Annotated in this window: 24 protein-coding genes; 13 read left to right on the plus strand and 11 right to left on the minus strand. The window is 70.2% G+C overall.

Annotation, left to right across the window (positions count from 1 at the left end; translation table 11 throughout):
- Positions 1-894, plus strand: coding sequence for an SDR family oxidoreductase (locus QE397_RS01865; protein WP_307091302.1), 894 nt, complete (start codon positions 1-3; stop codon positions 892-894).
- On the opposite strand, the gene QE397_RS01870 is transcribed toward QE397_RS01865, so the two are convergent.
- The 5 genes from QE397_RS01870 to QE397_RS01890 are packed head-to-tail and all read right to left on the minus strand — an operon-like array spanning position 873 to position 5,412.
- Positions 873-1,370: a histidine phosphatase family protein gene (locus tag QE397_RS01870; protein WP_027504585.1), complete on the minus strand. Its 498-nt coding sequence runs from the start codon at positions 1,368-1,370 to the stop codon at positions 873-875. The genes QE397_RS01865 and QE397_RS01870 overlap by 22 nt on opposite strands.
- Positions 1,371-1,379: 9 nt before the next feature.
- Positions 1,380-2,177, minus strand: a complete 798-nt coding sequence (locus QE397_RS01875; RefSeq protein ID WP_307091305.1) for a glycosyltransferase family 2 protein — start codon at positions 2,175-2,177, stop codon at positions 1,380-1,382.
- A 30-nt stretch (positions 2,178-2,207) separates the two neighbouring features.
- A complete protein-coding gene (locus QE397_RS01880) occupies positions 2,208-3,200 on the minus strand; it encodes a glycosyltransferase (RefSeq protein WP_307091307.1) in 993 nt (330 codons plus the stop codon).
- Positions 3,197-4,330 (minus strand): glycosyltransferase, encoded by a 1,134-nt coding sequence (locus QE397_RS01885; RefSeq protein ID WP_307091309.1) that lies wholly within the window; start codon positions 4,328-4,330, stop codon positions 3,197-3,199. Before QE397_RS01885 ends, QE397_RS01880 begins: the two co-directional genes overlap by 4 nt.
- Positions 4,327-5,412 (minus strand): hypothetical protein, encoded by a 1,086-nt coding sequence (locus QE397_RS01890; protein ID WP_307091311.1) that lies wholly within the window; start codon positions 5,410-5,412, stop codon positions 4,327-4,329. The genes QE397_RS01885 and QE397_RS01890 overlap by 4 nt, the downstream gene beginning before the upstream one ends.
- Before the next feature lie 194 nt (positions 5,413-5,606).
- Between QE397_RS01890 and QE397_RS01895 the strand changes: the two genes are divergently transcribed.
- Genes QE397_RS01895 through QE397_RS01910 form a run of 4 tightly spaced genes read left to right on the plus strand, consistent with a single transcriptional unit; the run spans position 5,607 to position 10,114 of the window.
- Positions 5,607-6,560 carry a WcbI family polysaccharide biosynthesis putative acetyltransferase gene (locus QE397_RS01895; protein ID WP_307091313.1) on the plus strand — a complete coding sequence of 318 codons (954 nt, stop codon included), beginning with the start codon at positions 5,607-5,609 and terminating at the stop codon, positions 6,558-6,560.
- Positions 6,557-7,555 carry a glycosyltransferase gene (locus tag QE397_RS01900; RefSeq protein ID WP_285184368.1) on the plus strand — a complete coding sequence of 333 codons (999 nt, stop codon included), beginning with the start codon at positions 6,557-6,559 and terminating at the stop codon, positions 7,553-7,555. Before QE397_RS01895 ends, QE397_RS01900 begins: the two co-directional genes overlap by 4 nt.
- A complete protein-coding gene (locus tag QE397_RS01905; RefSeq protein WP_307091315.1) occupies positions 7,552-8,883 on the plus strand; it encodes a glycosyltransferase family 2 protein in 1,332 nt (443 codons plus the stop codon). The genes QE397_RS01900 and QE397_RS01905 overlap by 4 nt, the downstream gene beginning before the upstream one ends.
- A gap of 40 nt (positions 8,884-8,923) precedes the next feature.
- Positions 8,924-10,114 carry an NAD(P)/FAD-dependent oxidoreductase gene (locus QE397_RS01910; RefSeq protein WP_307091317.1) on the plus strand — a complete coding sequence of 397 codons (1,191 nt, stop codon included), beginning with the start codon at positions 8,924-8,926 and terminating at the stop codon, positions 10,112-10,114.
- A 1-nt stretch (position 10,115) separates the two neighbouring features.
- On the opposite strand, the gene QE397_RS01915 is transcribed toward QE397_RS01910, so the two are convergent.
- The gene (locus QE397_RS01915) at positions 10,116-10,745 is read right to left on the minus strand and encodes a TetR/AcrR family transcriptional regulator (protein WP_204868985.1); all 630 of its coding nucleotides are present in this window, start codon (positions 10,743-10,745) and stop codon (positions 10,116-10,118) included.
- An 89-nt stretch (positions 10,746-10,834) separates the two neighbouring features.
- On the opposite strand from QE397_RS01915, the gene QE397_RS01920 reads away from it, so the two are divergent.
- Complete coding sequence (locus tag QE397_RS01920; protein WP_307091321.1) at positions 10,835-12,178, plus strand: cytochrome P450; 1,344 nt, start codon at positions 10,835-10,837, stop codon at positions 12,176-12,178.
- Here QE397_RS01920 and QE397_RS01925 read toward each other — a convergent pair.
- Positions 12,120-12,548: a DUF1707 domain-containing protein gene (locus QE397_RS01925; RefSeq protein ID WP_307091324.1), complete on the minus strand. Its 429-nt coding sequence runs from the start codon at positions 12,546-12,548 to the stop codon at positions 12,120-12,122. The two genes, QE397_RS01920 and QE397_RS01925, sit on opposite strands and share 59 nt — an antisense overlap.
- Before the next feature lie 130 nt (positions 12,549-12,678).
- Here QE397_RS01925 and QE397_RS01930 point away from each other — a divergent pair, with 130 nt between their 5' ends.
- Positions 12,679-13,197 carry a PadR family transcriptional regulator gene (locus QE397_RS01930; protein ID WP_027504595.1) on the plus strand — a complete coding sequence of 173 codons (519 nt, stop codon included), beginning with the start codon at positions 12,679-12,681 and terminating at the stop codon, positions 13,195-13,197.
- Positions 13,198-13,319: 122 nt separating this feature from the next.
- Here the strand turns inward: QE397_RS01930 and QE397_RS01935 are convergent, their stop codons facing one another.
- Both QE397_RS01935 and aroQ read right to left on the minus strand, forming a co-directional pair.
- Positions 13,320-14,144, minus strand: coding sequence for an acyl-[acyl-carrier-protein] thioesterase (locus tag QE397_RS01935; protein ID WP_373425203.1), 825 nt, complete (start codon positions 14,142-14,144; stop codon positions 13,320-13,322).
- A 14-nt stretch (positions 14,145-14,158) separates the two neighbouring features.
- Positions 14,159-14,653, minus strand: coding sequence for a type II 3-dehydroquinate dehydratase (gene aroQ / locus QE397_RS01940; RefSeq protein ID WP_285184371.1), 495 nt, complete (start codon positions 14,651-14,653; stop codon positions 14,159-14,161).
- A gap of 32 nt (positions 14,654-14,685) precedes the next feature.
- On the opposite strand from aroQ, the gene QE397_RS01945 reads away from it, so the two are divergent.
- Positions 14,686-15,978 carry a nitrate/nitrite transporter gene (locus QE397_RS01945; protein ID WP_307091328.1) on the plus strand — a complete coding sequence of 431 codons (1,293 nt, stop codon included), beginning with the start codon at positions 14,686-14,688 and terminating at the stop codon, positions 15,976-15,978.
- Here QE397_RS01945 and QE397_RS01950 read toward each other — a convergent pair.
- Positions 15,926-17,143: an MFS transporter gene (locus QE397_RS01950; protein WP_307091330.1), complete on the minus strand. Its 1,218-nt coding sequence runs from the start codon at positions 17,141-17,143 to the stop codon at positions 15,926-15,928. The two genes, QE397_RS01945 and QE397_RS01950, sit on opposite strands and share 53 nt — an antisense overlap.
- A gap of 49 nt (positions 17,144-17,192) precedes the next feature.
- On the opposite strand from QE397_RS01950, the gene QE397_RS01955 reads away from it, so the two are divergent.
- The 4 genes from QE397_RS01955 (at position 17,193) to QE397_RS01970 (ending at position 20,696) form a co-directional block, all read left to right on the plus strand.
- Positions 17,193-18,221, plus strand: a complete 1,029-nt coding sequence (locus tag QE397_RS01955; RefSeq protein ID WP_261781494.1) for a LacI family DNA-binding transcriptional regulator — start codon at positions 17,193-17,195, stop codon at positions 18,219-18,221.
- Between the two features lie 111 nt (positions 18,222-18,332).
- Complete coding sequence (locus QE397_RS01960) at positions 18,333-19,292, plus strand: lysophospholipid acyltransferase family protein (protein ID WP_285184375.1); 960 nt, start codon at positions 18,333-18,335, stop codon at positions 19,290-19,292.
- A gap of 16 nt (positions 19,293-19,308) precedes the next feature.
- Positions 19,309-19,692, plus strand: a complete 384-nt coding sequence (locus tag QE397_RS01965; protein ID WP_037184717.1) for a MerR family transcriptional regulator — start codon at positions 19,309-19,311, stop codon at positions 19,690-19,692.
- An 8-nt stretch (positions 19,693-19,700) separates the two neighbouring features.
- Complete coding sequence (locus QE397_RS01970; RefSeq protein WP_307091333.1) at positions 19,701-20,696, plus strand: aldo/keto reductase; 996 nt, start codon at positions 19,701-19,703, stop codon at positions 20,694-20,696.
- Between the two features lie 91 nt (positions 20,697-20,787).
- Here QE397_RS01970 and QE397_RS01975 read toward each other — a convergent pair whose 3' ends face one another.
- Positions 20,788-21,528, minus strand: coding sequence for a giguanylate cyclase (locus tag QE397_RS01975; protein WP_307091334.1), 741 nt, complete (start codon positions 21,526-21,528; stop codon positions 20,788-20,790).
- Between the two features lie 245 nt (positions 21,529-21,773).
- Between QE397_RS01975 and QE397_RS01980 the strand changes: the two genes are divergently transcribed.
- Positions 21,774-22,586: a TIGR03084 family metal-binding protein gene (locus QE397_RS01980; protein WP_307091336.1), complete on the plus strand. Its 813-nt coding sequence runs from the start codon at positions 21,774-21,776 to the stop codon at positions 22,584-22,586.
- The last annotated feature ends 2 nt before the right edge of the window (positions 22,587-22,588 follow it).

A 22,588-nucleotide genomic window follows, 5' to 3' on the forward strand; every position in this document is an offset into this window, starting at 1 on the left:
ATGGTCAGCGTGCGCAACAAGGTCGTGCTCATCACCGGAGCGGGCCGCGGTATCGGCGAGGCGACGGCGCGGGCTCTCGCGGCCAAGGGCGCGAAGTTGGTGCTGACCGACGTGGACGAGGCGCCTCTGACGGCACTCGTGGCCGATCTGGGCGACGTCGCCGTGGGGGTGCGCGCCGACGTGCGGGATCTCGCGGACATGCAGGCCGCCGTGGACGCGGGAATCGCGCGATTCGGAGGCATCGACGTGGTCCTCGCGAACGCCGGCATCTCGAGCTACGGGTCGGTGCTCAACGTCGATCCGGAGACGTTCAAGCGCGTGATCGACATCAACACCACGGGCGTCTTCCACACCGTCCGCGCGGCGCTGCCCTCGCTCATCGAGCGCAAGGGCTACGTGCTCGTCGTCTCGTCGCTCGCGGCCTTCACCGCGTGCCCCGGCCTCGCGTCGTACAACGCGAGCAAGGCGGGAGCCGAACACTTCGCCAACGCCCTGCGCCTCGAGGTGAAGTACCAGGGTGTGGACGTCGGCTCCGCCCACATGGCGTGGATCGACACTCCACTGGTGCAGGACGCCAAGTCCGACCTCACCGCGTTCCAGGATCTGCTGGCCGTGCTGCCCTGGCCGCTCGGCCGCACCCTGCCGGTCGAGGCGTGTGTCGACGCCTTCGTCCGCGCGGTGGAGCGGCGGTCACGCCGGGTCTACGTTCCCGGGATCGTGGGCGGCATCGGGTGGGTGCGCTCCGTGCTCACCACTCGGCTCGGTGAGGCCACGACGCTGCGCCACGTGCCGCGCATCCTGCCGAAGATGGACGCCGAGGTGAAGGCGCTGGGTCGCTCGGAGAGCGCGCGCAATCGCGCTGTGGTGGAGGGTCAGTCGACGCGGAGCGCGTGAGTCAGGCGGGCGCGCCCCGGCCCGAGATCCGACCAGTCGCCGGTGAACTCCAGCACCGCCAGCGCGGAGGTGGGGTAGCCCCGACGGATCCACACCGCCGCGTCCGACTCCTGATCGTCGGCGAGTTCCAGTGCCGTGAAGGGGATTCCGGGTGCGTGGCCCACCACCAACACGCTGGCCGCCGAGTCGTCTGTCGCGGTGATCTCGCGGACGATGTCGTCGGGGGAGCCCCCGTAGACGGTGCCCTCGAAGCGCACCGGCGCGTCGACGGCCGTGCGCTCGAGAGTCTGGCGAGTACGCGTCGCCGTCGAGCAGATCACCGCGTCCACGGCGCCGACGTTCGCCCGGATCCAGTCGCCGGCCGCGGCGGCCTGGCGACGGCCCCGCTCGTCGAGCGGCCGGTCGTGGTCGTCCACCCCGTCCGGGTACGAGGACTTGCCGTGGCGCATCAGGATCAGGGTGCGGGTGTCGGACATCGCTCGATGCTAGTGCCCGACCGGGCGGCGAGCGATGCTGCTGCCCTCGGGTGTCCAGTCGATGTCGCCGCGCTCGCGAAAAGCGTTCAGCCACCCGATCATCGGCCAGTGTCCCCATCGACCGCGGAAGATGGCGGCGTTGGTCACGATGTCGTCGAGATGCTCGATCGGCGGCGAGGACACGGGGTGCCACTGATGGTGCGCGTGCGCTCCGCCGACCCACAGCAGATCCAGCCCCGATCGTTCCGCGACGCGGCCGACGTCGGTGTCCTCGCCGCCGTAGCCCGTGTAGTCCTCGCAGAACCCCCCGAGCGTGTGCCACGTCGCCGACGTGACCGCGAACGACAGCGACCAGAACAGATCCCAGTTCGTTCCGATCTCGACGTGCCCGGGCGCCGGATTCGGGCGCGCCGCATGGGGATTCGTCCATCCGTCGAGGTCGTCCGGGTACCCACCGGAGACCTCGGGCAGGTAGGTGACCGGCCCGCACAGCACGGCTCCGTCGCGCGCACGACGGACGTACCGGTCGATCATCTCGCGGCTCGGGATGCAGTCGACGTCCAGGAAGATCAGCAGATCGGCACCGGCCTCGAGGGCGAGGCGGGCACCCTCGTTGCGCGCCCGCGCCAGGGGGAGCGCGTCGCCGACGCGGGGAACGACGGCGGTGGCGTCCACGACCGTCGGGTCACCCATCGACACCACGACGTGCAGATCGGCTCGCCGTGTCGAGCGAGCGAGACCGCGGCGTTGCGCAGCGAGGTGCCCCGCGCGACCCGACACGATGGTCACCACGGCCACCGAAGTCATGTAAGCACCGACGTCATGTCCGCACCGACGTCACGCCCACACGTCCTCGATCGCCGCTGCCGCACGACGCGCTGCGCCGTCCACCTCGGTCCGTGCCCGGATGTCGCCGGTCAGCGCACCGGCACGGTTCAGGATCTCGGGCCACCGGTCCGGATCGGGCCACGACTCGAGCGAGATCGCCAGCCCCGCGGCCCCCAGCGCGCGAGTGGTCGCGAGTTGCTCCCCGTGCGGGCGACTCTCGGCCACGACCACCGCGGGGGCACCCGATGCGGCCACGTCGGCCACCGCGTTCTGCCCGCCGTGCGTGACCACCACGCCGGCACCGGTCAGCAGCGGCCACACGTCGTCCACCCAGGGGGTGCCGGGCGCGCCGACACCGCGCCAGGTGCGGGTCGGCGTGGCAGCACCCGCTCGGGCGAGGTGGTCCGGGGTGAGAGCTGAGCCCCCTGCGCCCGCGAGCACGACGACGGACGTCGGGTCGCGGTCGGTTCCGGCGCGGGCACGATCGGCGTGGGCACTGATCGAGCCGACGTACACGGTCCTGTCCTCGAACTCGCGCAACCACTCCGGCCGGTACACCGAGGCCGACCACGGAGCGACGATGCGGTCGGCGACGCGATAGGCCAGCTGATGGGGCGCATCGGTGCGCTCGCCCGGCATCGCGAACACGACCACCCGAACACCCATGAGTCGCACGAACATCGCAACCTCGACGGACACGTCCACGACGACGCATCGGGGGCGAAGCTCGTCCACGAACCGCGCGAGGGCGGCCGTGCGGTCGGTCATCCCGGGGACCGAGATGGGCGCCCAGTGGACGACCCCGTGAGCGGTGGGGTCGTCCGGATCGTCACCGCCGTCGGGTGTGTCGAGAGGAAGTGTGATCCAGCCCGCGAACGGGTCGATGTCCGACGGCCGGGGGCGCGAGGACAGCACCGTCACCGGCTCGGCGAGCGCCCGTGCGACGGACCGGGCGCGGGTCAGATGCCCCACGCCGTGGTGGTGGACGTAGTACCCGATCATGCAGGGACGGCGGCGGTTCGGCCCGACGTCGTCAGCAACTCGCGGTAGAGGTCGAGATAGCTGTCCACCATCGTCGCGTCCGAACAGATGCGCTCCGCGCGAGCGCGGGCGTGCGCACGGGGGAGGCGCGCAGCATCTCCGATGGCCCCGGCGAGAGCGTCGATGTCGTCGGCGGGCACCATCCGGCCGCACGTGTCGTCGAGGATCTCCGGGATGCCGCCGCGACGGAAGGCCGCGACCGGTGTGCCGCACGCGAGTGCTTCGGCGACCACGAGCCCGTACGGCTCGTCCCACTGCGGCGTCACCAGTGCGACGGCGGCTCCGCCGACCAGATCGGCGAGTTCCTTCTGCATCAGGTGGCCCTCGTAGGTGACGCCGTCGCCGAGGCGGGGCTCCACCGCCGTCCGGAAGTAGTCGTCGTCGGCTGCCGGTCCGGCGATGCGCAGGTGGTAACCGGCGCGCCGCGCGGCGCCGATGGCGAGATCGACCCCCTTCTCGGGAACCAACCGGCCCGTCCACACCGCGTACTCGCCCGCCCCGCCGCGATCGCCGGTGCCCTGGCCGAACGGCCACCGGTCGAGCGGGATCCCGTTGGGAACCACGGGGATCGGACCCGCGACGGGTAGCCACTGTTGCGCCGTGTACTCGCTCACCGCGGCGTACCCGGTGTTCGGATTGAGCGGCACCGCGGCCGCCGACTCCAGCCAGGCGAGCGGTGGCGTGTGCAGCGTCGTGAGCATGGGGACCGGCACCATCGAGGACATCGCGATGGGCAGGTAGTGGAGGCTGTGATTGTGGATCACGTCGAACGACTGTGCCAGGGGCCCGGCCAGTTCGAGCATGACCGACAGATAGGCGTGATGCTCGTGCACCACCCACGACGGTCCCATGTGTTCGGTCCGCGCGTGCGGACTCATCTGGAACGTGTGGACGTCGATGACGTCGTGCGCGACGTCGGTCGACGTGCCTTCGGCACCGAAGAGCGTGACGCGATGGCCGCGCTCGGTGAGGGCATGGGCGAGATGCCACACGTGTGCCTCGAGGCCACCCGCGAACGGTTGCGCGATGGGGAAGCGCGACGATCCGAGAAGGGCGATGCGCAGTGGACGTGCGGCGGCGGCGACCGTCATACGAGCACGGCTCCGTCCGCGCGGCCCGAGGCGACGGGAGCGGACAGGGCACGGTAGAGCGCGGCGTGCTCGGCGGCGATCGCGCTCTGCTGATGGCGTCGGTAGTCGGCGAAGTCCGGGCCGGTCGGCTCGGTGCGCAGCGCCTCGCCCACCGCGGCATCGAGCGACGCGGGATCGAAGAGGCCGGGTCCGAACACGAAGGTGGGGCACGGGAACTGATCGGCGAAGTGGCCGATGTCCGGGACGACGGGGACGACGCCGAGGTCGCGGCACGCCTCCATCCAGCCAGAGTGCGTACCGAAGCGGTACGGAAGCACGGACACGTCGATCTCGGACAGGTACTGCCACAGCTCCGCGTCGGTGAACCGACGATGCACCCGCACGTCGACGTCCGGGTGATCACGGAAGGCCAGCAATCGCTCGCCGCGCTCCGGTGCGTACCAGTGGCTCGTGTGGTCGAACACGTCGTCGTCGATGTCGAGACGCACCACGGCGTCGCGTGCCGACGCGGCCGCCACGACGGTCGCCATGACCGCCTCGGGATCGAGGTTCGCGCGCAACGACTTGGCGTGCACGGCGACGACTGCGCGCTCGCGCGCCGTGGTGTCGCGTGCGGTGATGACGTCGAGCGGTGCGACGTGCGGATGCGGGATCACCATTGCCGAGCGGCCCCACAGACGTTCGATCTCCCGAGCGGCGCGGTCGGTCAGCGTGATGACGGCGGCCGCGGCGGGGACGAGGACGTCGAGCTGGGACCGGTGCATGTCGAGCTCGGCGAAGTGTGGATTGTGCAGGTCGTGCACCGTGAGAACCAGGGGGGTCGACGACTCGCGCAGCACGGAGACGACGTCGGCGAGACGGTCCGGTGTGGCGGCGTCGAAGCCGAAGTGCAGGTGCACCACGTCGATGTCGTCGATGTGCGCGCGGAGATAGTCGGGCTCGAGCAGGCGCGGCGGCCACCACTGCCCGGGCGTGGTCGCCTCGAGGGGCCGGGGATCGTCGAGCAGAAGAATGTCGTCGCCCGTGGCGACGACAGCGGCGACGTACGGGTGCGCAGCAGGGATGGATGCGACGGCGATCACGGCTCGGGTCATCCTCTCGGGGGCAGACGCGCGCGCCCGAGGGGTGGGCAGGGCGGCACGGGTGTACGAACAGGGATCGGGCCGCCTTCTGGACCACGACAAAAGAGGAATGCCCCGGGGGGCTCGTCCACAAACGCGGTGTCGTGCAGGTCTCTCACCGCTTCGCCTGCGCGCTGTCCGGGTAACCCGACGTCATGCCTCACTCTGCGTCGACCGAGCCGGACGGCCGGACGCGTCACTACGGCGAGTTCTACGGTCTCGACCCGGTGCCCGACGATCCACCGCTGTGGATCGTGCTCGGGAACTGCCAGGCCGAGGCCGTGCGAGTGATGCTCGACGAGGTGCCGGACGCGCCGTTCCGGACTGTGCGCATGCCGCCGGTGCACGAACTCGACTCGGCCGACGTGCGGCACCTCGCCGAGCTGGCCGGCCGGGCCTCGGTGTTGCTGGCGCAGCCGGTTCGCGACGACTACCGCGACCTGCCGATCGGGACGAACCAGGTGGCGTCGATGCTGCCGGAGCACGCCCGGGTCGTGCGGTGGCCGGTCTTCCGGTACAGCGGGCTGTACCCGTTCCAGGTGATCGTGCGGCACCCGAGCAACCCGTCGGCGTCTCCCGCCGGCGCTCCGTACCACGATCTGCGCACGGTGCTCGTGGCCGCAGGCAGGGTGGCATCCGAGGAGTGGCGCGCCGCTCCCGTCGCCCCTGACGCGCTGCGCGCGAACGCCGAGGCGAGCATCGCCGAACTCGCACGACGCGAGCGCCGGGACTGCGACGTCGCGATCTCGGACGTCCTGACCGCCCATGGAGCGGACGCCGCACACACGATCAACCACCCCGGCAATCCGGTGCTGCTCGAGCTGGCCACGCGCATCCTGTCGGCAGCCGGTGTCGACGCTGCGGCGGCGGATCCCGGCCGCGTACTGCTCGATTCTGTGCACACGCCGCTGGAGTCCGCTGTCATCGACGCGCTCGACCTCGGCGCCGCGCCCCGGCCGGACTGGGTGATCGGCGGCTCCGTCGTCGATGCCGAGGACATTCACCGTCGCCAACTGCAGTGGTACGCCGAGCATCCCGCGTTCGTGGACGCCGCGCTCACCCGACACGCGGACACGCTCTCGCTGCTGCTGTCGGAGGTCGACTCGTGACGTCGGTCGCGCATCTCGTCATCGGTCCCGAGCGACACGGGGTGGTGCAGTTCGCGCTCCGCATCCGCGACGGCATCACCGACGCCGGTCTCGAGTCGACGCTCCTGCGTCACGAGTCCGCGAGTGACGTCACGTCGATTCCGGACGTCGACGTCGTGCACCTGCACGTGACGGACCGGTTGTTCGGGTCACCGGCGACGGCTGCGGCCGGGGTGGTCGAGGACCTGGCGCGGCGCATCCACGCATCGGGTTCCGCTTTCGTGGTGACGCTGCACGATCTGCCGCAGCCGTCCGACGGTCGATCCGCGTCCGCGCGCGTCGAGTGCTACCGACGGGTGGTCGCGTGCGCGGACACCGTGATCGTCAGCAGCGAGCACGAACGAGACCTGTCGCGCGAGGCCGGTATCGGTACCCCGTCCGTCGTGATCCCGCTTCCCGTCGCGACGGGGGCCGGCATCCGCACGGACAGCGGCGAGGTGACCGTCGGCGTCCTCGGGTTCCTGTACCCGGGCAAGGGACACGCCGAGGTGCTGGACGCGCTGCCCCCGGGCGCGCACCTGCTGGCACTGGGAACGCCGTCGCCGGGACACGATCATCTGGTCGACGAGCTGACCGAGTCCGCAGCGGCACACGGCACCACCGTGCGTGTCACCGGCTACATCGACGACGCCGACCTTCCGGTCGAACTCGGCCGCGTCACCGTTCCCGTGGCGCATCATCGGCACATGTCCGCCTCCGGGTCGATCAACACCTGGATCGAGCACGGCCGTCGACCGCTGGTGGTGGCCGGCGCGTACACCCGTGAGTTCGCCCGGCGCTCGCCCGGCACCGTGACCCTGTACGAGGAGGACCGACTCGCCGAGGCGCTCGCCGACGCGGCGGGTGACCCCGAGTCGACGTGGCTGGAGGACGGGGTCGTCGCGCACCCCACGCGCGCGGAGGTCGGCGCCGCGCACGTGCGGGTGTACGCGAGGTCGGCCGTGGTGCACGCGTGATCACCACCGCCGTCCCCACCCCGCTCGGCCACGCGGTGCCCGGCAACAGGTGGGACCTGCTGCGCGACATCGATGCTCCGCGCCCGTCGGTCAGCGTCGTCGTGCCCTATTTCGAACAGCAACGGTCGCTGGATCTGGTTCTCGCGGCGCTCGAGCAGCAGACGTACCGCGCGTTCGAGGTGATCGTCGCGGACGACGGCTCGGCCACGGCGCCGCTCATCCGCAGTGCACTCGACGTCACGGTGGTCTCGCAGGAGGACCGTGGCTTCCGCGCCGCCGCGGCGCGCAATCTCGGGGCGCGTGCCGCGTCCGGTGACGTGCTCTGTTTCCTCGACGCCGACACGGTTCCCGAGCCCGGGTACCTCCAGGCGCTCGTGCGTCTGCCGTCGCTGGTTCCCGATGCACTCACGGTCGGTCGACGGCGACACGCGGACCTGTCCGCGCTGGGCCGACTTCCGGGGCCGGACGACGGAATCCTCGACGAGCCGCGCTGGTTGATCGACGCGTACCGCGGTTCGCGCGATCTGCTCGATGCCGATCATCGCTCCTATCGCCACGTCATCAGCGCGGTGATGTGTTGCACCGCAGCATTCTTCGAGGAGATCGGCGGCTTCGACGAGTCGTTCGGCGGATACGGCGGAGAGGACTGGGAGCTGGCGAATCGCGCCTACCTCGCCGGCGCCCTGATCGCGCATGTGCCGGACGCCGTCGCCTGGCACGACGGTCCCGACTGGGCGGGCCGACCCGGTGAGCAACGCACCGAGCAGAAGAACGCTGAGGCTCTGTCCCTGCTTCCACTCGTCACCGACCCCGCTGCGCGCACCCACGGCGTCCGGTACGCCGTTCCCGACCTCACGGCCGTCGTGCACGCCGACGGACACAGTGCCGCATCGCTGTTGGTGACGGTGGGATCGGTGCTCGCGCAGGGGGACGTCACCGTGTGGGTGGACGGGACGGACGCCGCGGATCTCGTCGCGTCGTGGCGGACCGACGACCCGCGAATCCGCCTCGGTGTCCCCGGCGGCGACGACGTACGGCGCAGCCGCTTCGGGCTCGACCTCGTCGGTCCGGTCGTCCTGGCCCCGGATGCAGCGCGGACGCTGGAGGCGTCGACGCCTCCGCAAGGCCCCGGTCTGGTGCGGTCGAGCGTGCCGGGCGGCAGTGTCGAGTGGTGGTCGTGGCGCGCCGTGCGCCGGGCCCGCCGGTGGGCCGACGCACTGGATCGCACCCCGCAGCAGGCCCTCGCCGACCTGTTCGGCATCACGGACGTACCGGCCGACGAGGTCGGCATCGCGGCGGGTCCGCATCAGCCGGACCTGTCGTGGTGAGACCCCCGAACCATTCGAGTCACAGGACACCGGAGGCACCATGACCACCGAGCACGACATCGTCATCATCGGCGGGGGCAACGCGGGCATCAGCGCCGCCGCCCGTTTCCTGAACAAGGGCGTCTCCGACGTGGTGGTCATCGAACCGCAGGAGGTGCACACCTATCGGCCGCTGCTGTCCTACGTCGGCGGCGGGCAGGCGTCCCTCGCCTCCGCGCAGCGCTCCCAGCGCTCGGTGACACCGAAGGGCTGTACCTGGATCCAGGAGCGAGTCGTCTCGGTGGACACCGTGACGCGGACGGTGCGCACCGAGTCGGGCACGGAGGTGCGCTACCGCGACCTCGTCGTGGGATCCGGTCTCGTGCCCGATCACGACGCACTGCCCGGAATCGACGCGGCGCTCGCGTCGTCGTCGGTGGCGAGCAACTACCTCGACGAGGCGACGCGCACCTGGCACCTCGTGCAGACGATGCGTCCCGACGGGCACGCCGTCTTCACGGTTCCTCGTGCGCCGGTGAGCTGCACCGGCACCACCATCAAGCCGCTGTTCCTCGCCGCCGCGCACTGGCGGAAGGTGGGTGCGGCGCCGTCGATGACGCTGGTGGTCGACCGCCCGGATCTCGTGGGAGTGCCGGCGCTCGACGCCCGGCTGCGGAAGTACCTGCGGGAGCTGGATGTCCGAGTGCTTCACCGCACCGCCGTGACGGCGCTCGCGCCGGGCGAGCGATCGATCACGGTGACCGGCGCGGACGGTCGCACCGAGCGGATCGGCTACGACATGCTGCATCTGGTGCCGCCCTACCGCGGACCGCGGTGGGTCGAGGAGACCGGCCTGGCAAGCGCTGATCCCGGCACGCACGCAGTGGTGGACGTGGATCCGCGGACCTTCCGGCACCGCACACACGAGGGCGTGTGGGCCGTGGGCGACGGCGCGTCCATCGACACCGATCCCTCGGGCGGCGGACTACGGCGCCAGGTGTCGATCCTCGTCGACAACGTGCTGGCGCAACGATCGAACGAGACGCTGGGGGAGTACGACGGCTACACGGTGGCGCCGATCCCGGTGGACGCGCGGCGACTCATCGCGGCCGAGTTCGATCGCACCGGCGAGATCACGTCGTCGTTGCCGTCGTTCCTGGACCCGCTGAAGCCCCGTCGGCTCTCGTGGGCGGGCGACCGGTTCGGCCTGCCGTTCACGTACTGGCACCTGTTGTTGAAGGGCCATCTCTGAGTCAGCTCGTCGGGCGCAGCATTCCGGTGAGGAACAGTTGCGTAGCAGCATCGACGATCTCGTCGGGGGTCGCACCGATGTGGTCCTGCAACCGGGCGGAGACGAGTTCGGAGCAGGCGCCGATGAACATCAGCGCCATGAGCCGGTCCTGCGGCGGCGGGAGTGCGCGGTCGGCCCAGAGTTCGTGCGAGCGTTCGACGACCACGTCCGCGACGGCGTCGATGGTCGCCTGGCGTCGAGCTCGCAGGGTCGGTGACGCCATCGACTCGACGAACGCGATCCGGCCCTTGCGGGGGTCGGACAGCATGATCGACACCACGGCGCTCAGAGCGGCCCGCACGCGGTCGGCGACGTCTCCGTCCGTCGACGAGACGGCATGGATCGCAGCGCCTCTCACCTCGTCGGCAACGCTGTCGAGCACGGCGAGCAGCAGGTCCGACTTGGTGCGGAAGCTCTCGTAGAAATACCGCTCGGTGAGCCCGGCGGCCGCGCAGACCGCGGTCATCGTGGTCTTGTCGGTGCCCACCGAGGACATGAGGTCCAGGCCCGCCTCGATCAGTGCGGCCCGGCGGCGGACGGCGCGGTCCGCCGCGTCCACTCCGCCGTAGGTCCTGCTCGCGGGTTCCGCCATGCCGTCAGTCTCGCAGGTCTTGACGAGTGCCTCTCCTGTGACGCACACTATATCTGACAGGACGCCCTGTCAGATACTCAGGAGGCCCCATGGCTCACGCGCTCGCCGCCCCACCGCTCGGCTCCGATCTCCGTCCCGTCATGGGCGGCGCGGGCATCCCCTACGTCGGCCGTTCGATGCAGTACATCCGGGACCCCCTCGCCCTGTGGCGTCAGCAGGAGCGGCGCTACGGGCAGGTCTCGTGGCACACGATGGCGGGTCGGCGCGTGGTGCTGGTGCTCGGCGCCGACGGGTGCGAGGAGATCCTGACCAACCGGGACAAGGCGTTCAGCAACGCACTCGGCTGGCGGCCGCTCATCGGGCCGTTCTTCGACAACGGGCTCATGCTCATGGACCTCGGCGAGCACCGCCACCACCGGCGGCTGCTGCAGCAGGCGTTCACCAAGGACCGTCTCGCGTCCTACGCCGCGGCGATGGAACCGCTGATCGCCCGCACCGTGCAGGAGTGGGACTCGTCGGAGCACTTCGAGATCTATCCCGCCGTGAAGTCGTTGACGCTCGGCCTCGCGACCGAGGTGTTCATGGGCGGGGTGCGCGACGGTGACACCCGGCTGGACGCCGTCAACAAGGCCTTCGTCGACTGTGTTCAGGCGGCGACGTCCATCGTCCGGCTCGACGTGCCCGGTGGTCGGTGGCGCCGGGGTCTGAAGGGTCGACGCTTCCTCGAAGACTTTCTGCGGGACTATCTTCCGGATCGGCGGCGCGGCGACGGCCGAGATCTGTTCTCGGTGCTCGCCCACCTCGAGGACGACGACGGCGAGCGCTTCTCCGACGACGCGATCATCGACCACATGATCTTCCTGCTGATGGCAGCGCACGACACGTCGACCATCACCATCTCCACGATGGTCGATCAGCTCGGCCGACACCCGCAGTGGCAGGAGGAATGTCGCCGGCAGTCGCTGGCTGCGGGCCCCGATGTCTCCGCACCCGAGGCGCGGGCGGGTCTGACGGCACTCGACGCGGTGATGAAGGAATCGCTGCGCATGCTCGCTCCGCTGCCCACCATGGCGCGATGGACGGTGCGGGACACGGTGATCCGCGGCCATCACGTGCCTGCCGACGTGATGGTGGTGGCCACGCCGCATTACACGCATCACGATCCCACCTACTGGTCAGATCCCGAGGTCTTCGACCCCACCCGCTTCGACGGTCGCGCGCTGCCGCACAAGTTCGCGTGGCAACCGTTCGGCGGCGGGGTCCACACGTGCCTGGGTCAGTTCTTCTCGGCCATCGAGATCACGATGGTGCTGCACCACCTCCTGCGCCACCACACGTGGTCGGTGCCGGCCGATCGTGCGACACCGATCGACTTCACCTCCTTGCCGTATCCCAAGGACGGGCAGCCCGTGCGGCTGCAGCGCCGCAGCTGACGGTGCCGAGGCCCTGTGTCGCCGCGGCGATGCTGTGTACGAGCAGCACCATGCCCCACGGCCCGGCCACCCAGACGGGCCAGGGGTACAGCATCGATCCCGAGGCGACGCAGGTGATCACGTAGATCACGCTGCACAGCGCGACCACCGACGCCCACCGCAGCCACGCGGCCGCGGGCACGGTCGTCGGATGTCGGGGTGTGGACGGCGCTGGATGCAGATCGGCGGTGACGGCGGCCAGGTCTGTATCGGAGCGGGCCGAGACCACGGCCGCGGAGCGGGTGTCGAACTCGTCCAGGGTCAGGCGCCCGTCTCCCACCGCGGCGGTGAGGAGTGCGAGTGCCTGCTCGTGTGTCTGCGGTGCGGTCATCGAACGCTCGATTCGTCGGGGTGGTCGAGATCGGGGTGGTCGAGATCGGGGGTCGACAGTCCACTGTGGAATGTCCGATCTCAGACTGCACCGTCCACTGTGGACTGTCAAGGTGTGGGACGATGACGCCATGGCCGACACTCGTGGCACCACCGTCAACGCGACGGCGGCCTCTCTGCTGGGATTCCTGCACAACGGGCCCATGTCCGGATGGGACCTCGTCGCCACGGCGCAGGTCTGCATCGGCGGCTTCTGGACGGTCACGCGCTCCCAGGTCTACCGCGAACTCTCCGGCCTCGCCCGCGCCGGACTGGTGGAGGAACTCGAGACGCAGGCGCGTGATCGCAAGCCGTACCGCATCACCGACGCGGGGCGAACCGAGTTCGCCGCCTGGATCTCGGTGCTCCCCGAGCCGGAGGTCATTCGTCATCCGCTGCTGCTGATGATCTCCTTCGGCGAGCACGTGCCGGCGTCCGTGCTGAGCGAGGCAGTGGCGGCGCACCGGAGCACGCACGAGGAGAACCTGCGCCGGTATCGCGAGCAGAAGGACGCCGCGCTCGACGATCCGTACGCCGCGGCCACCCTCGATTTCGGCATCGCCTACGAGACGATGGTGCTGAGCTGGCTCGACGGCCTGCCCTGGCAGTAGGCGACCGGCCTCCGGCCTGCCCGGGCAGTAGGCGACCGGCCTCCGGCCTGCTCGGGCAGTAGGCGACCGGCCTCCGGGGTTTCTGCTCCCCTCGCGCCGCCTGCGAGCGGGATAGCGCCGATTCAGTCGGCGAGAGGAGCAGAAACGCCACTCGCGCCGGCGCGCGCCACCACGCACGCGATCGTGCGTACCGCGTCGTCCACCATGAACCACACCGTCACCGCCGGTGCACCGTCCACGTCGTGCCGACGCCAGCGGAGCGTGACGTGATCCGGCGCCATGATCGGCGAGAGGTACTCGATGACCGCGCGGTGCGGTCCGCCGGTGATCTCGCCGGACTCCGCGCGGGCGAGCACCTCCTCGACGGCCTGCCAGTAGGCGGCGTTGTTCACGTGGTTGAACGCGTCGACGTCGGTGATGCGCAGCGGGAACGCGAGATCTGTCAGTGAGGACTCCGGGGCCGGATCGCGGAGCCACTGCTTCCACCTGAGTCTGGTCTCGCCCGCTGTGCGGGTGAGCAGCGCGAGCCCCTCGTCGGAGATGCGCGTCGGCATGCCCGTCGTCGACGAGATGCTGATCCAGAATCCCTCGGTGCGGATGTGCGCGCCCTTGTCGCCGGTGATGTCGACGCGCATGTTCGACCATCGCGTCGACAGACCGGAACACCAGCGCCGCAACGTGATCCGCTCGGGCCAGACCGACGGTCGGTCGATGTCCATGATCGTGCGGCGCACGATCCAGAACGGATCCGTCTCCCCGAGTCCGGAGGCGTCGAGGTTGTCCGACCCGATGTCCTGCAGGTACCGGGCGACGGAGTCGTAGCGCAGCCGGTTCGCGGTGTCGACGTCGCCGGCGCGGATGGGCCACGCGGTCTCGAACCCCTCGCCCGTCGGCGGCTGTGGTGCGATTTCGTGGCTGGTGACGGGGGAGAGGTCCATGGTGCTCATTTCCGACGTGATGGTCAGGACGTGCGGGCGCAGATCTCGTCGACGGCGTAGCGGTACCCGCGGACGCCGCACCCGGCGATCACCGACACGGCGATCCCCGAGACGAAGCTGTGGTGTCGGAACTCCTCGCGGGCGTGCACGTTCGAGATGTGGATCTCGACGACGGGGATCTCGGGCACGACCAGAGCATCGCGCAGAACGACCGACGTGTGGGTCAGACCGCCCGGGTTGATGACGATTCCCGACGCCGTCCCGCGCGCCTCGTGAATCCAGTCGATCAACGTGCCCTCGTGGTTGGACTGCTCGGCACGAATCGTGCGTCCGTGGCGTTCCGCGGTCTCGCGGCACAGCGCGACCACGTCGTCGAGCGTCTCGGTGCCGTAGACCTCGGGTTGGCGGGTTCCGAGCATGTTCAGGTTCGGACCGTTGAGCACCAGGATGGGCAGCGGGGAGGCCGGAGGCCGGCCGTCGTCAGGCAGCGTGTCGTGGTGGGCGTGACCGTGGGTCATGGGTGCGGACTCTACCCGGGAGACTGAGCAGCATGCGCGCGTGGATCGTCTGGGGAACAGGTGTCCTCGCCTACATCGTCGGCGTCCTGCATCGCACGTCGTTCGGTGTGTCGGGGCTCGACGCGGCGGATCGGTACGCCGCGAGTCCGTCGGTGCTGTCGTCGTTCGTCGTCCTGCAGGTCGTCGTCTACGCGGCCATGCAGATCCCCGCGGGAGTGCTGCTCGACAGGGTGGGTCCGCGCGCGATGATCGTCACGGGAGCGCTGGTCATGGCGTCGGGGCAGATGATCCTGGCGTTCATCGACTCGCTGCCGGTGGCGGTGGCGGCCCGTGCCGTCGTGGGTGTCGGTGATGCGCTGACGTTCATCTCGGTGCTGCGGCTGGTGCCGAAATGGTTCGCGCCCCGCCGGGTTCCGCTGGTCTCGCAGCTGACGGGCATCTTCGGGCAGGTCGGGCAGGTGCTGTCCGCGGTGCCGTTCCTGACGCTGCTGCACGGCGGGGGGTGGTCCGTCGCCTACGGCGCGGCCGCGGGCAGCGGGGTGGTGGTCGCGCTGGCCGCGTTCCTCGCCGTCTCGAACTCGCCCGATCCCGGACCCGGCAGCGCGCCGCGGGTGACGTTCCGCGAGACGGTGCGCAACATCTCCGTCGTCTGGTCACGGCCCGGTACCCGGCTCGGCTTCTTCTCCCACATGGGGACGCAGTTCTCCATCACCGTGTTCGCGCTGATGTGGGGAGTGCCCTACCTCAGTTCGGCGCAGGGGGTGTCGTCCGCAGTGGTGGGCGCGCTGCTCACCACGTCGGTGGTGTCGGCCATCGTGTCGGGCATCGTCGTCGGCATCCTGACGGGGCGTTATCCCATGCGTCGGTCGTGGATGGTGCTGGCGATCATGGCCAGCAACGCCCTCATGTGGGCGGTGGTGCTCGCTCTTCCGGGACCCGCGCCGACGTGGTTGCTCTTCGTCCTGGTGATCGTCATCTCGGTCGGTGGCCCGGGGTCGGCCATCGGCTTCGACTACGCGCGCACGTTCAACCCGTCGGTCGCGCTCGGCACCGCCCAGGGCATGGTGAACATCGGCGGATTCCTCGCATCGCTGCTGGTGATGCAGGCCATGGGCGCCATTTTGAACGCGATGGGCGGCTACACCTTCGAAGCGTTCCGCGTCGCATGGCTCACGCAGTACGCGGTCTGGGCCGTGGCGGCGACGGGTGTGCTGGTGGCCCGCCGCAAGACCCGTCGCGACGCGGGGATCTCGCCCCGGACCTGGCGTGAGGTCAGGGAGCGGATGCGGTCGCAGCGACCGGCACGGGAGCCGTCGGAGCCGTGAAGGCCGACCGCCCGGCGAGGACCCCGAGCAGTGCCAGCAGCATGGTGACGGCCGCGAAGACCAGCACCGCCGTCACCGACAGGGTGTCGACGATGCCGCCGCCCACCAGGGCACCCGTCGCGATGGCCACCTGGAAGGTCACGACGTAGATCGCCGACGCGCGGTCCGCCGCGGCCCCGGCCGGTGCCGAGTGCAGGACGGCGGACTGGATGCACACCGGGATGGTGGTGAAGGCCATGCCCCACAGAGCGATGGCGACGATCGCCAGCACGCCGGATCCGGTGGACAGCGCCAGGACCAGCGCCGCGAGCGCCGTGGTGATGGCGGTGAGGACGACGATCGTCGAGCGCCACGGACCGCGGTCGTACGTGCGACCGATGAGCCAGATGCCGGCGACGCCGGCGAGTCCGTAGACGAACAGCATGGTCGAGAGCGCGCTCCCCGATGTGCCGATGCCCTCGCCGACCACGAGCGCGAAGTACGTGTAGCCGGCGAAGTGGCCCAGCGCGGCGAGGAACGTGATGCCGCACAGCAGGACGAGCACCCGGCTGATGCCGGGGCGCGACGTGGCCGCGGTGGCCACCGGAGCCTCGACCGGGAGAGCGGGCAGCAACCGGGTCAGGGCGACGGTGATGGCCAGCGCGACGACGCCGAGCGTCGCGGCGGCGACGCGCCAGTGCGTCCACTGTCCGAGGGCGGCGGTCAGCGGATTGCCCGCGACGAGTGCCAACGACGTCCCGGCGTAGACGAGCGCTATCGCCTTCGCGCGCTTGCCCGGTGCGGCGAGTGACGCCGCGACCGGAGCCACCACGGCCCAGAACACACCGTGGGTGGCCGCGCAGATCAGTCGTGCTCCGACCAGCATCGGATAGCCGACGGACACCGCCGACACGAGTTGCGACACCGCGAGTGCGCCGGCGGTGATGACGACGACCTTGCGACGGTCCCACGACTTCACCGCTGCCATCAGCGGCAACGTGATCACGGCGACCGCGTACGCGTAGAAGGTCAGCAGCAGCCCGATGGCCGATTCGCCGACACCGAGGTCGGCGGACATCTCGGGGAGCAGTCCCACCGGCAGCGTCTCCGCCGTGACGTAGATGAACGCGGTCGCGCCGAGGACGAGCAGAGCGGGCGTGTTCGCGCGCGGAGGTGCCGTGGACATGCTGTGTAACGATACACACGGACGCGGGTGGGCGATAGAGTGGCGATCGATGACCTCGCACACACGCGTCACCATGGCCGACGTCGCGGCGGCGGCCGGCGTCTCGGTCATGAGCGTGTCCTACGCGTACGGGCGGCCGGAGCGGGTCTCGGACGAGACGCGGGCGAAGGTGTTCGACGCCGCCGAGCGACTCGGCTACACCGGCCCGCACCGGGGCGCGCAGTCGCTGCGCAGCGGCCGCAGCAACAACCTCGCCGTGCTTCTGACGGAGAAGCTGACGTACGCGTTCGACGACCCGCAGGCCCGCCGGTTTCTGTCAGGGGTGGCCGATGCGTGCCTCGACACCGACACGGGCCTGGTGATCCTGCCGAACACGCGCGTCGCCCGCGACGTCGACCGGGTGCGCGACGCCGCCGTCGACGGGTACGTCTTCTGGACCACGGTCACCGGGGACCCACTGCTCGATGCGGCCGTCGCCACTGGGCGACCCGTGTGCGTGCAGGGCGGTCCGGAGCACGACGGCACGACGTTGGTCAGCATCGACGACGCCGCCGCGGCCGAGGCGGTCGCCCTGATCGCCCTCGCGGGTGCCGCGCGACCGCTAGTGCTCGCTTTTCCTGCCGACGAGCATCGGGAGCGGCGCCTCGTGCACGGACCGGATCCGGAGACGATCGACTTCCCGGTGACGAGGAACCGTCTGCGGGGCTACCGCGCGGCTGCCGAGGCGCTGGGGCTCGACTGGTCCGCGGTGCCCGTCGCGTTCGGCACCGGCAGCTTCCGCTCGGAGGGGACGCGCGCGATGCAGGATCACCTGGACGCGCTGCCGGACACGGTGCTGGCGATGAGTGACGAGATGGCGCTCGGGGCATTGTCGGTGGTGCGGGACCGCGGCCTGCAGGTGCCGGGCGACCTGGCGATGGTCGGGTGGGACGACACCGAGGAAGCGGCGGGCGCAGGGCTGACGACGGTGGCCCAGTCGCTGTACGAGCAGGGGCGCAGCGCTGCGCGGGCCGTGCTCGCGGGTGAGCCCGTCGCGACACCGGAGTGGCACGTCGTGCGGCGGACCTCGACGAGGTGAGGCGAGCGAGGCTGCACACGAACCACCGCCCCGGGGGTGGATGTGCTGATTCGTCACGGCCTGTGTGCAACCGGGGTACGGCGCATCTGACCGTGCAGTAGGTTCGGCCTCATGAGTGGCGCCGATCACACAGACATTTCCCCTGCCGACCATCGCGATCCCGAGCTGCAGGACCAGGCCGAGCGGGTCGCCGCCGCTGCCCGGCTGAAGATGAAGGACAAGCGCGAGAACGCGTCCGGTGGACTCGGTGGCCTGGTCGCCTCGCGAGCCGGCGACTGGGACCTCACGGACCAGGACGTCGACAGCATGCGGCGCCAGGAGAAGTTCTGGAACCCGCTCGTCGACAAGTACTTCCGCATGGAGATCGACGGGTGGGAGACCATCCCGCCGCCACCGGTGCTGCTGGTCGGCGTGCATTCGGGTGCACCGTTCGTGTGGGACGCCTGGACGGTGGGGGCGCAGTGGTGGCGACGGTTCGGCCCGTCACGCACGTTGCACGGCACCGCACACGACGCGCTGATGGCCTTCCCCCTCATCGGCACGGTGTTCCGGTCGATGGGTGTCCTGCCCGCTGCTCCAGACTCGATGTCCACGGCACTGGCCGAGGGGCGCGACGTCATCGTGTGGCCCGGAGGTGAGGTCGACTCGCTGCGACCGTGGAGCGAACGTGACGTCGCCACCCTCGGCGGGCGCACCGGCTTCATCAAGCTCGCCATCCGCTGCGGGGTGCCGATCGTGCCGATCGCCACCGTCGGCGGTGCCGACGCCATGCCCGTGCTGGTCCGCGGTGACAAGCTCTCGAAGATGTTGGGGCTGGACAAGATCGCGCGACTCAAGGTGTTCCCCATCGCCGTGTCGCTGCCGTGGATCATCGCGCCGGCCGCACTTCCGCAGATCCCGCTGCCCGCCAAGATCCGGACCCGCTTCATGCCGCCCGTCGAGGTGGATCACGATCTCGCCCGCGTGGACGACGAGGAGTACGTGGAGGCCAAGTACGAGGAGGTGCGGCGCTCCATCCAGTCCGGCATGGACGCGCTCGCCACCAAGAGGAAGTTCCCGCTCTTCCGCTGATGCCTAAGCTGACGGGGTGAGTCACAGCATCGCGGAGGCGTCCGAGCAGACCGGGCTGACCATCGACACGCTGCGGTACTACGAGCGTGACGGGTTGCTCCTGCGCGCGGTGCCGCGGTCGTCCACCGGACAACGCCGCTACAGCGACGACGACATCACGTGGATCGTCCTCATCACCCGACTGCGCGCCACCGGGATGTCGATCGCGGAGGTGCGGCACTACGCCGACCTGGTGCGTCAGGGCGAGGGGACGGAGCAGCAGCGGCTCGACGCCCTCCGCGCGCATCGGGAACGGGTGCTGGCGCAGCTCGCCGAGGTGACCGGCCATCTGCGCGCGATCGACCACAAGATCGAGCTCTACGTCGACAGGCTTGACCTGGAGCGCACTCCAGCACGTTGAGTGGGGGCATGACGCTCACCTCACGCACTCTCGGTACGCAGTCCCCTCTCACCGTCTCCGCCCTCGGCCTCGGCTGCATGGGTATGTCCGAGTTCTACGGCGACACCGACCGCGCCTCCGGCATCGCCACCATCCACCGCGCTCTCGAACTCGGTGTGACCTTCCTCGACACGGCCGACATGTACGGCCCGTTCGTCAACGAGGAGCTGGTCGGCGAGGCCATCGCCGGCCGTCGGGACCAGGTGGTGCTCGCCACCAAGTTCGGCAACGAGCGACTCGCCGACGGCACCCGTCTCGGCATCAACGGCACCCCCGAGTACGTCCGCGCGGCCTGCGACGCGTCGTTGTCGCGGCTCGGTGTCGACCACATCGACCTGTACTACCAGCACCGCGTCGACAAGTCGGTCCCCATCGAGGACACGGTCGGCGCGATGGCGGAACTGGTGCAGGCGGGCAAGGTGCGCCATCTCGGGATGTCCGAGGCGTCGGCCGCGACCATCCGTCGGGCGCACGCAGTGCACCCGATCACGGCTGTGCAGACCGAGTACTCCCTGTTCACGCGGGATCTCGAGGAGACTGTGCTCCCGACGCTCCGTGAGCTCGGCATCGGGTTGGTCCCGTATTCGCCGCTCGGTCGCGGGCTGTTGACCGGCGCCATCGCGCACGAGTCGGAGTTGGCGGAGAAGGACTCGCGCCGCACCGCGTACTTCCCGCGGTTCCAGGGCGAGGCGCTCGAGGCGAACCTGGCGCTCGTGGCGCGCATCCGTGAGATCGCGGACCGGCTGGGATGCACGCCCGGTCAGCTGGCTCTGGCGTGGGTGCTGGCGCAGGGCGAGGACGTCGCGCCGATCCCCGGAACCAAGCGCGTGCGCTACCTCGAGGAGAACGTGGCAGCGGCGGACGTCGCGGTGACGCAGGAGGTCCTCGACGAACTCGAGGCAGCGGTGCCCGCGTCGGCCGTGGCCGGAGCACGCTACGGAGACATGTCCAGCATCGACGAGTGAGCCCCGAGGCCACCCCCCACCGCGAGTACGTCGACAGTGTCGTGATTCCACTCGCGATCACGACACCACGGACGTACTCGCGGAGAGTGGCTCAGGACTGGTCGAGCCGCACTGCTCGCACGAACGTGTAGAGCAGTGCGGGAACGGCGATGACCAGTGACATGACCGGTGCCCACACGACCAGCGCGCCCAGCGGGGGGACGTCCTCGAACAGCATGTTGTAGCCGATGATGGACGTGACGGCGACACCGGCGATCGCGATGTGAGTGGCCAGCATCCAGCGGTCGAGGAAGACACCGGCGAACAGGCCGAGCACCACGAAGAAGGTGGTCTTCCCGACGGCGTAGGCGGGCGGCATGTCGGCGCTCAGGTTCGCGGCGAGGATGCCCAGGTTGGACAGGACGACGAAGGCGAAGGCGGTGTGCAGCCGCGGCCACGAGGTCACCGTCCACCAGAGAGCGGCGGCGAACGCGAAGGCCGCGCAGCCGATCTGCACGCCCACCGTGAACGTGGTGGTGCCGCCGAAGCCGTACAAGATCTCGAGGGTGGCGCACACGCCCATCGACGCGGTGAAGAAGGCGATGATCCACCGCACGACGCGCTGATCGGTGAACGACGACATGAGGCCGACGATCCACTCGTAGCGAGCCTCGAGTTCGCCGATCGGCTCGTCGTCGTCGTACCGGGGTTCGTCGTACCCGGTCTCGTCGTGCCGCACCGGTTCCGGCGCCGGGTACCCGGCTCGGGGTCCGACGCCCGGACTGAAGGCCGTGGTGAAGGCGCCCGGCGCGCTGTACCCCTGCCCCGGTCGTCCGTCTCGTGCACTGACCATGTCGGGTCCCGTTCCCTTCGGTGCCCGCATTCGCGGGCGGCCTCGTCCCGCCCGGCGTGTCGCGAGCGTCGTGATGGGTGTCGTGCGGTAAAGCGTCCAACCGCCTGTGGGATTCACCGTAAACCAGGCTTTCGGACCTGCGCTGCGGATGGATGGTGCCACGGATTGTTTTGGAGTTCGTCACAACGTCCAAGAACAAGCAAGCATGCTTGCTTTTTTGGCCCGTGGGTGCGACCGTTCCAGGCATGGCTGCTCTCGAGGTGTTGCTGCAGGACCTGCGTGCGGAGGGCGACGCGCTGGACGCGCTGGTCGCCGATGCCGACGACGCCGCGTGGCGTACGGACACCCCGGCGGCCGGTTGGACGGTGGCGCATCAGATCGCTCACCTGCACTGGACCGACCACGTCGCCGCGCTGACGACGGCCGGCGCCTCCGGTGACGAGGACGCCGAAGCGGCCTTCGACGCGGTGATCGCCGACGCGATGGGCAATCCGGACTCGTTCGTGGACTCCGCTGCCGACGCACTCGCCGGAGAGCAGGTCAGCACCCTGTTGTCGCGATGGCGGCTCGGCCGAGTGCAACTGCTCGACGTCCTGACACACGTGCCCGACGGCGTGAAGATCCGCTGGTTCGGCCCGCCGATGAGCGCGATGTCGATGGCCACCGCGCGCATCATGGAGACCTGGGCACACGGTCAGGACGTGGCGGACGCCCTCGGCATGGTCCGGGAACCCACCGAGCGGCTGCGTCACGTCGCGCACATCGGCGTACGCACCCGCGACTTCGCCTACGCGATCCGCGGCCTGACGCCGCCGTCGGCACCGTTCCGCGTCGTGCTCACCGCTCCCGACGGGAGTGAGTGGGCGTGGGGGCCGGAGGACGCGGAGCAGAGTGTCACGGGTTCCGCTTTGGACTTCTGCCTGCTCGTCACGCAGCGCGTGCACCGTGACGACACCGACCTCGTGGCCGTCGGCGACGACGCGGCGACGTGGCTGGGTCTCGCGCAGGCGTTCGCGGGTGCCCCCGGCGGTGGCCGGGACGTGCGGGTCGCGTCGTGACG

It is taken from the genome of Rhodococcus sp. SORGH_AS_0301 (assembly GCF_030818285.1).
In the GTDB taxonomy this organism is placed as follows: Bacteria; Actinomycetota; Actinomycetes; order Mycobacteriales; family Mycobacteriaceae; genus Rhodococcoides.

Coding starts and splice junctions, on each gene's coding strand:
- QE397_RS01935 (WP_373425203.1), bottom strand. CDS start 14,144: ATGAGCACCATGGACCTCTCCCCCGTCACCAGCCACGAAATCGCACCA.
- QE397_RS01930 (WP_027504595.1), top strand. CDS start 12,679: ATGGCCGACACTCGTGGCACCACCGTCAACGCGACGGCGGCCTCTCTG.
- QE397_RS01945 (WP_307091328.1), top strand. CDS start 14,686: ATGCGCGCGTGGATCGTCTGGGGAACAGGTGTCCTCGCCTACATCGTC.
- QE397_RS01870 (WP_027504585.1), bottom strand. CDS start 1,370: ATGTCCGACACCCGCACCCTGATCCTGATGCGCCACGGCAAGTCCTCG.
- QE397_RS01960 (WP_285184375.1), top strand. CDS start 18,333: ATGAGTGGCGCCGATCACACAGACATTTCCCCTGCCGACCATCGCGAT.
- QE397_RS01920 (WP_307091321.1), top strand. CDS start 10,835: ATGGCTCACGCGCTCGCCGCCCCACCGCTCGGCTCCGATCTCCGTCCC.
- QE397_RS01955 (WP_261781494.1), top strand. CDS start 17,193: ATGACCTCGCACACACGCGTCACCATGGCCGACGTCGCGGCGGCGGCC.
- aroQ (WP_285184371.1), bottom strand. CDS start 14,653: ATGACCCACGGTCACGCCCACCACGACACGCTGCCTGACGACGGCCGG.
- QE397_RS01910 (WP_307091317.1), top strand. CDS start 8,924: ATGACCACCGAGCACGACATCGTCATCATCGGCGGGGGCAACGCGGGC.
- QE397_RS01875 (WP_307091305.1), bottom strand. CDS start 2,177: ATGACTTCGGTGGCCGTGGTGACCATCGTGTCGGGTCGCGCGGGGCAC.
- QE397_RS01895 (WP_307091313.1), top strand. CDS start 5,607: ATGCCTCACTCTGCGTCGACCGAGCCGGACGGCCGGACGCGTCACTAC.
- QE397_RS01865 (WP_307091302.1), top strand. CDS start 1: ATGGTCAGCGTGCGCAACAAGGTCGTGCTCATCACCGGAGCGGGCCGC.
- QE397_RS01950 (WP_307091330.1), bottom strand. CDS start 17,143: ATGTCCACGGCACCTCCGCGCGCGAACACGCCCGCTCTGCTCGTCCTC.
- QE397_RS01975 (WP_307091334.1), bottom strand. CDS start 21,528: ATGGTCAGTGCACGAGACGGACGACCGGGGCAGGGGTACAGCGCGCCG.
- QE397_RS01885 (WP_307091309.1), bottom strand. CDS start 4,330: ATGACGGTCGCCGCCGCCGCACGTCCACTGCGCATCGCCCTTCTCGGA.
- QE397_RS01880 (WP_307091307.1), bottom strand. CDS start 3,200: ATGATCGGGTACTACGTCCACCACCACGGCGTGGGGCATCTGACCCGC.
- QE397_RS01925 (WP_307091324.1), bottom strand. CDS start 12,548: ATGACCGCACCGCAGACACACGAGCAGGCACTCGCACTCCTCACCGCC.
- QE397_RS01980 (WP_307091336.1), top strand. CDS start 21,774: ATGGCTGCTCTCGAGGTGTTGCTGCAGGACCTGCGTGCGGAGGGCGAC.
- QE397_RS01970 (WP_307091333.1), top strand. CDS start 19,701: ATGACGCTCACCTCACGCACTCTCGGTACGCAGTCCCCTCTCACCGTC.
- QE397_RS01915 (WP_204868985.1), bottom strand. CDS start 10,745: ATGGCGGAACCCGCGAGCAGGACCTACGGCGGAGTGGACGCGGCGGAC.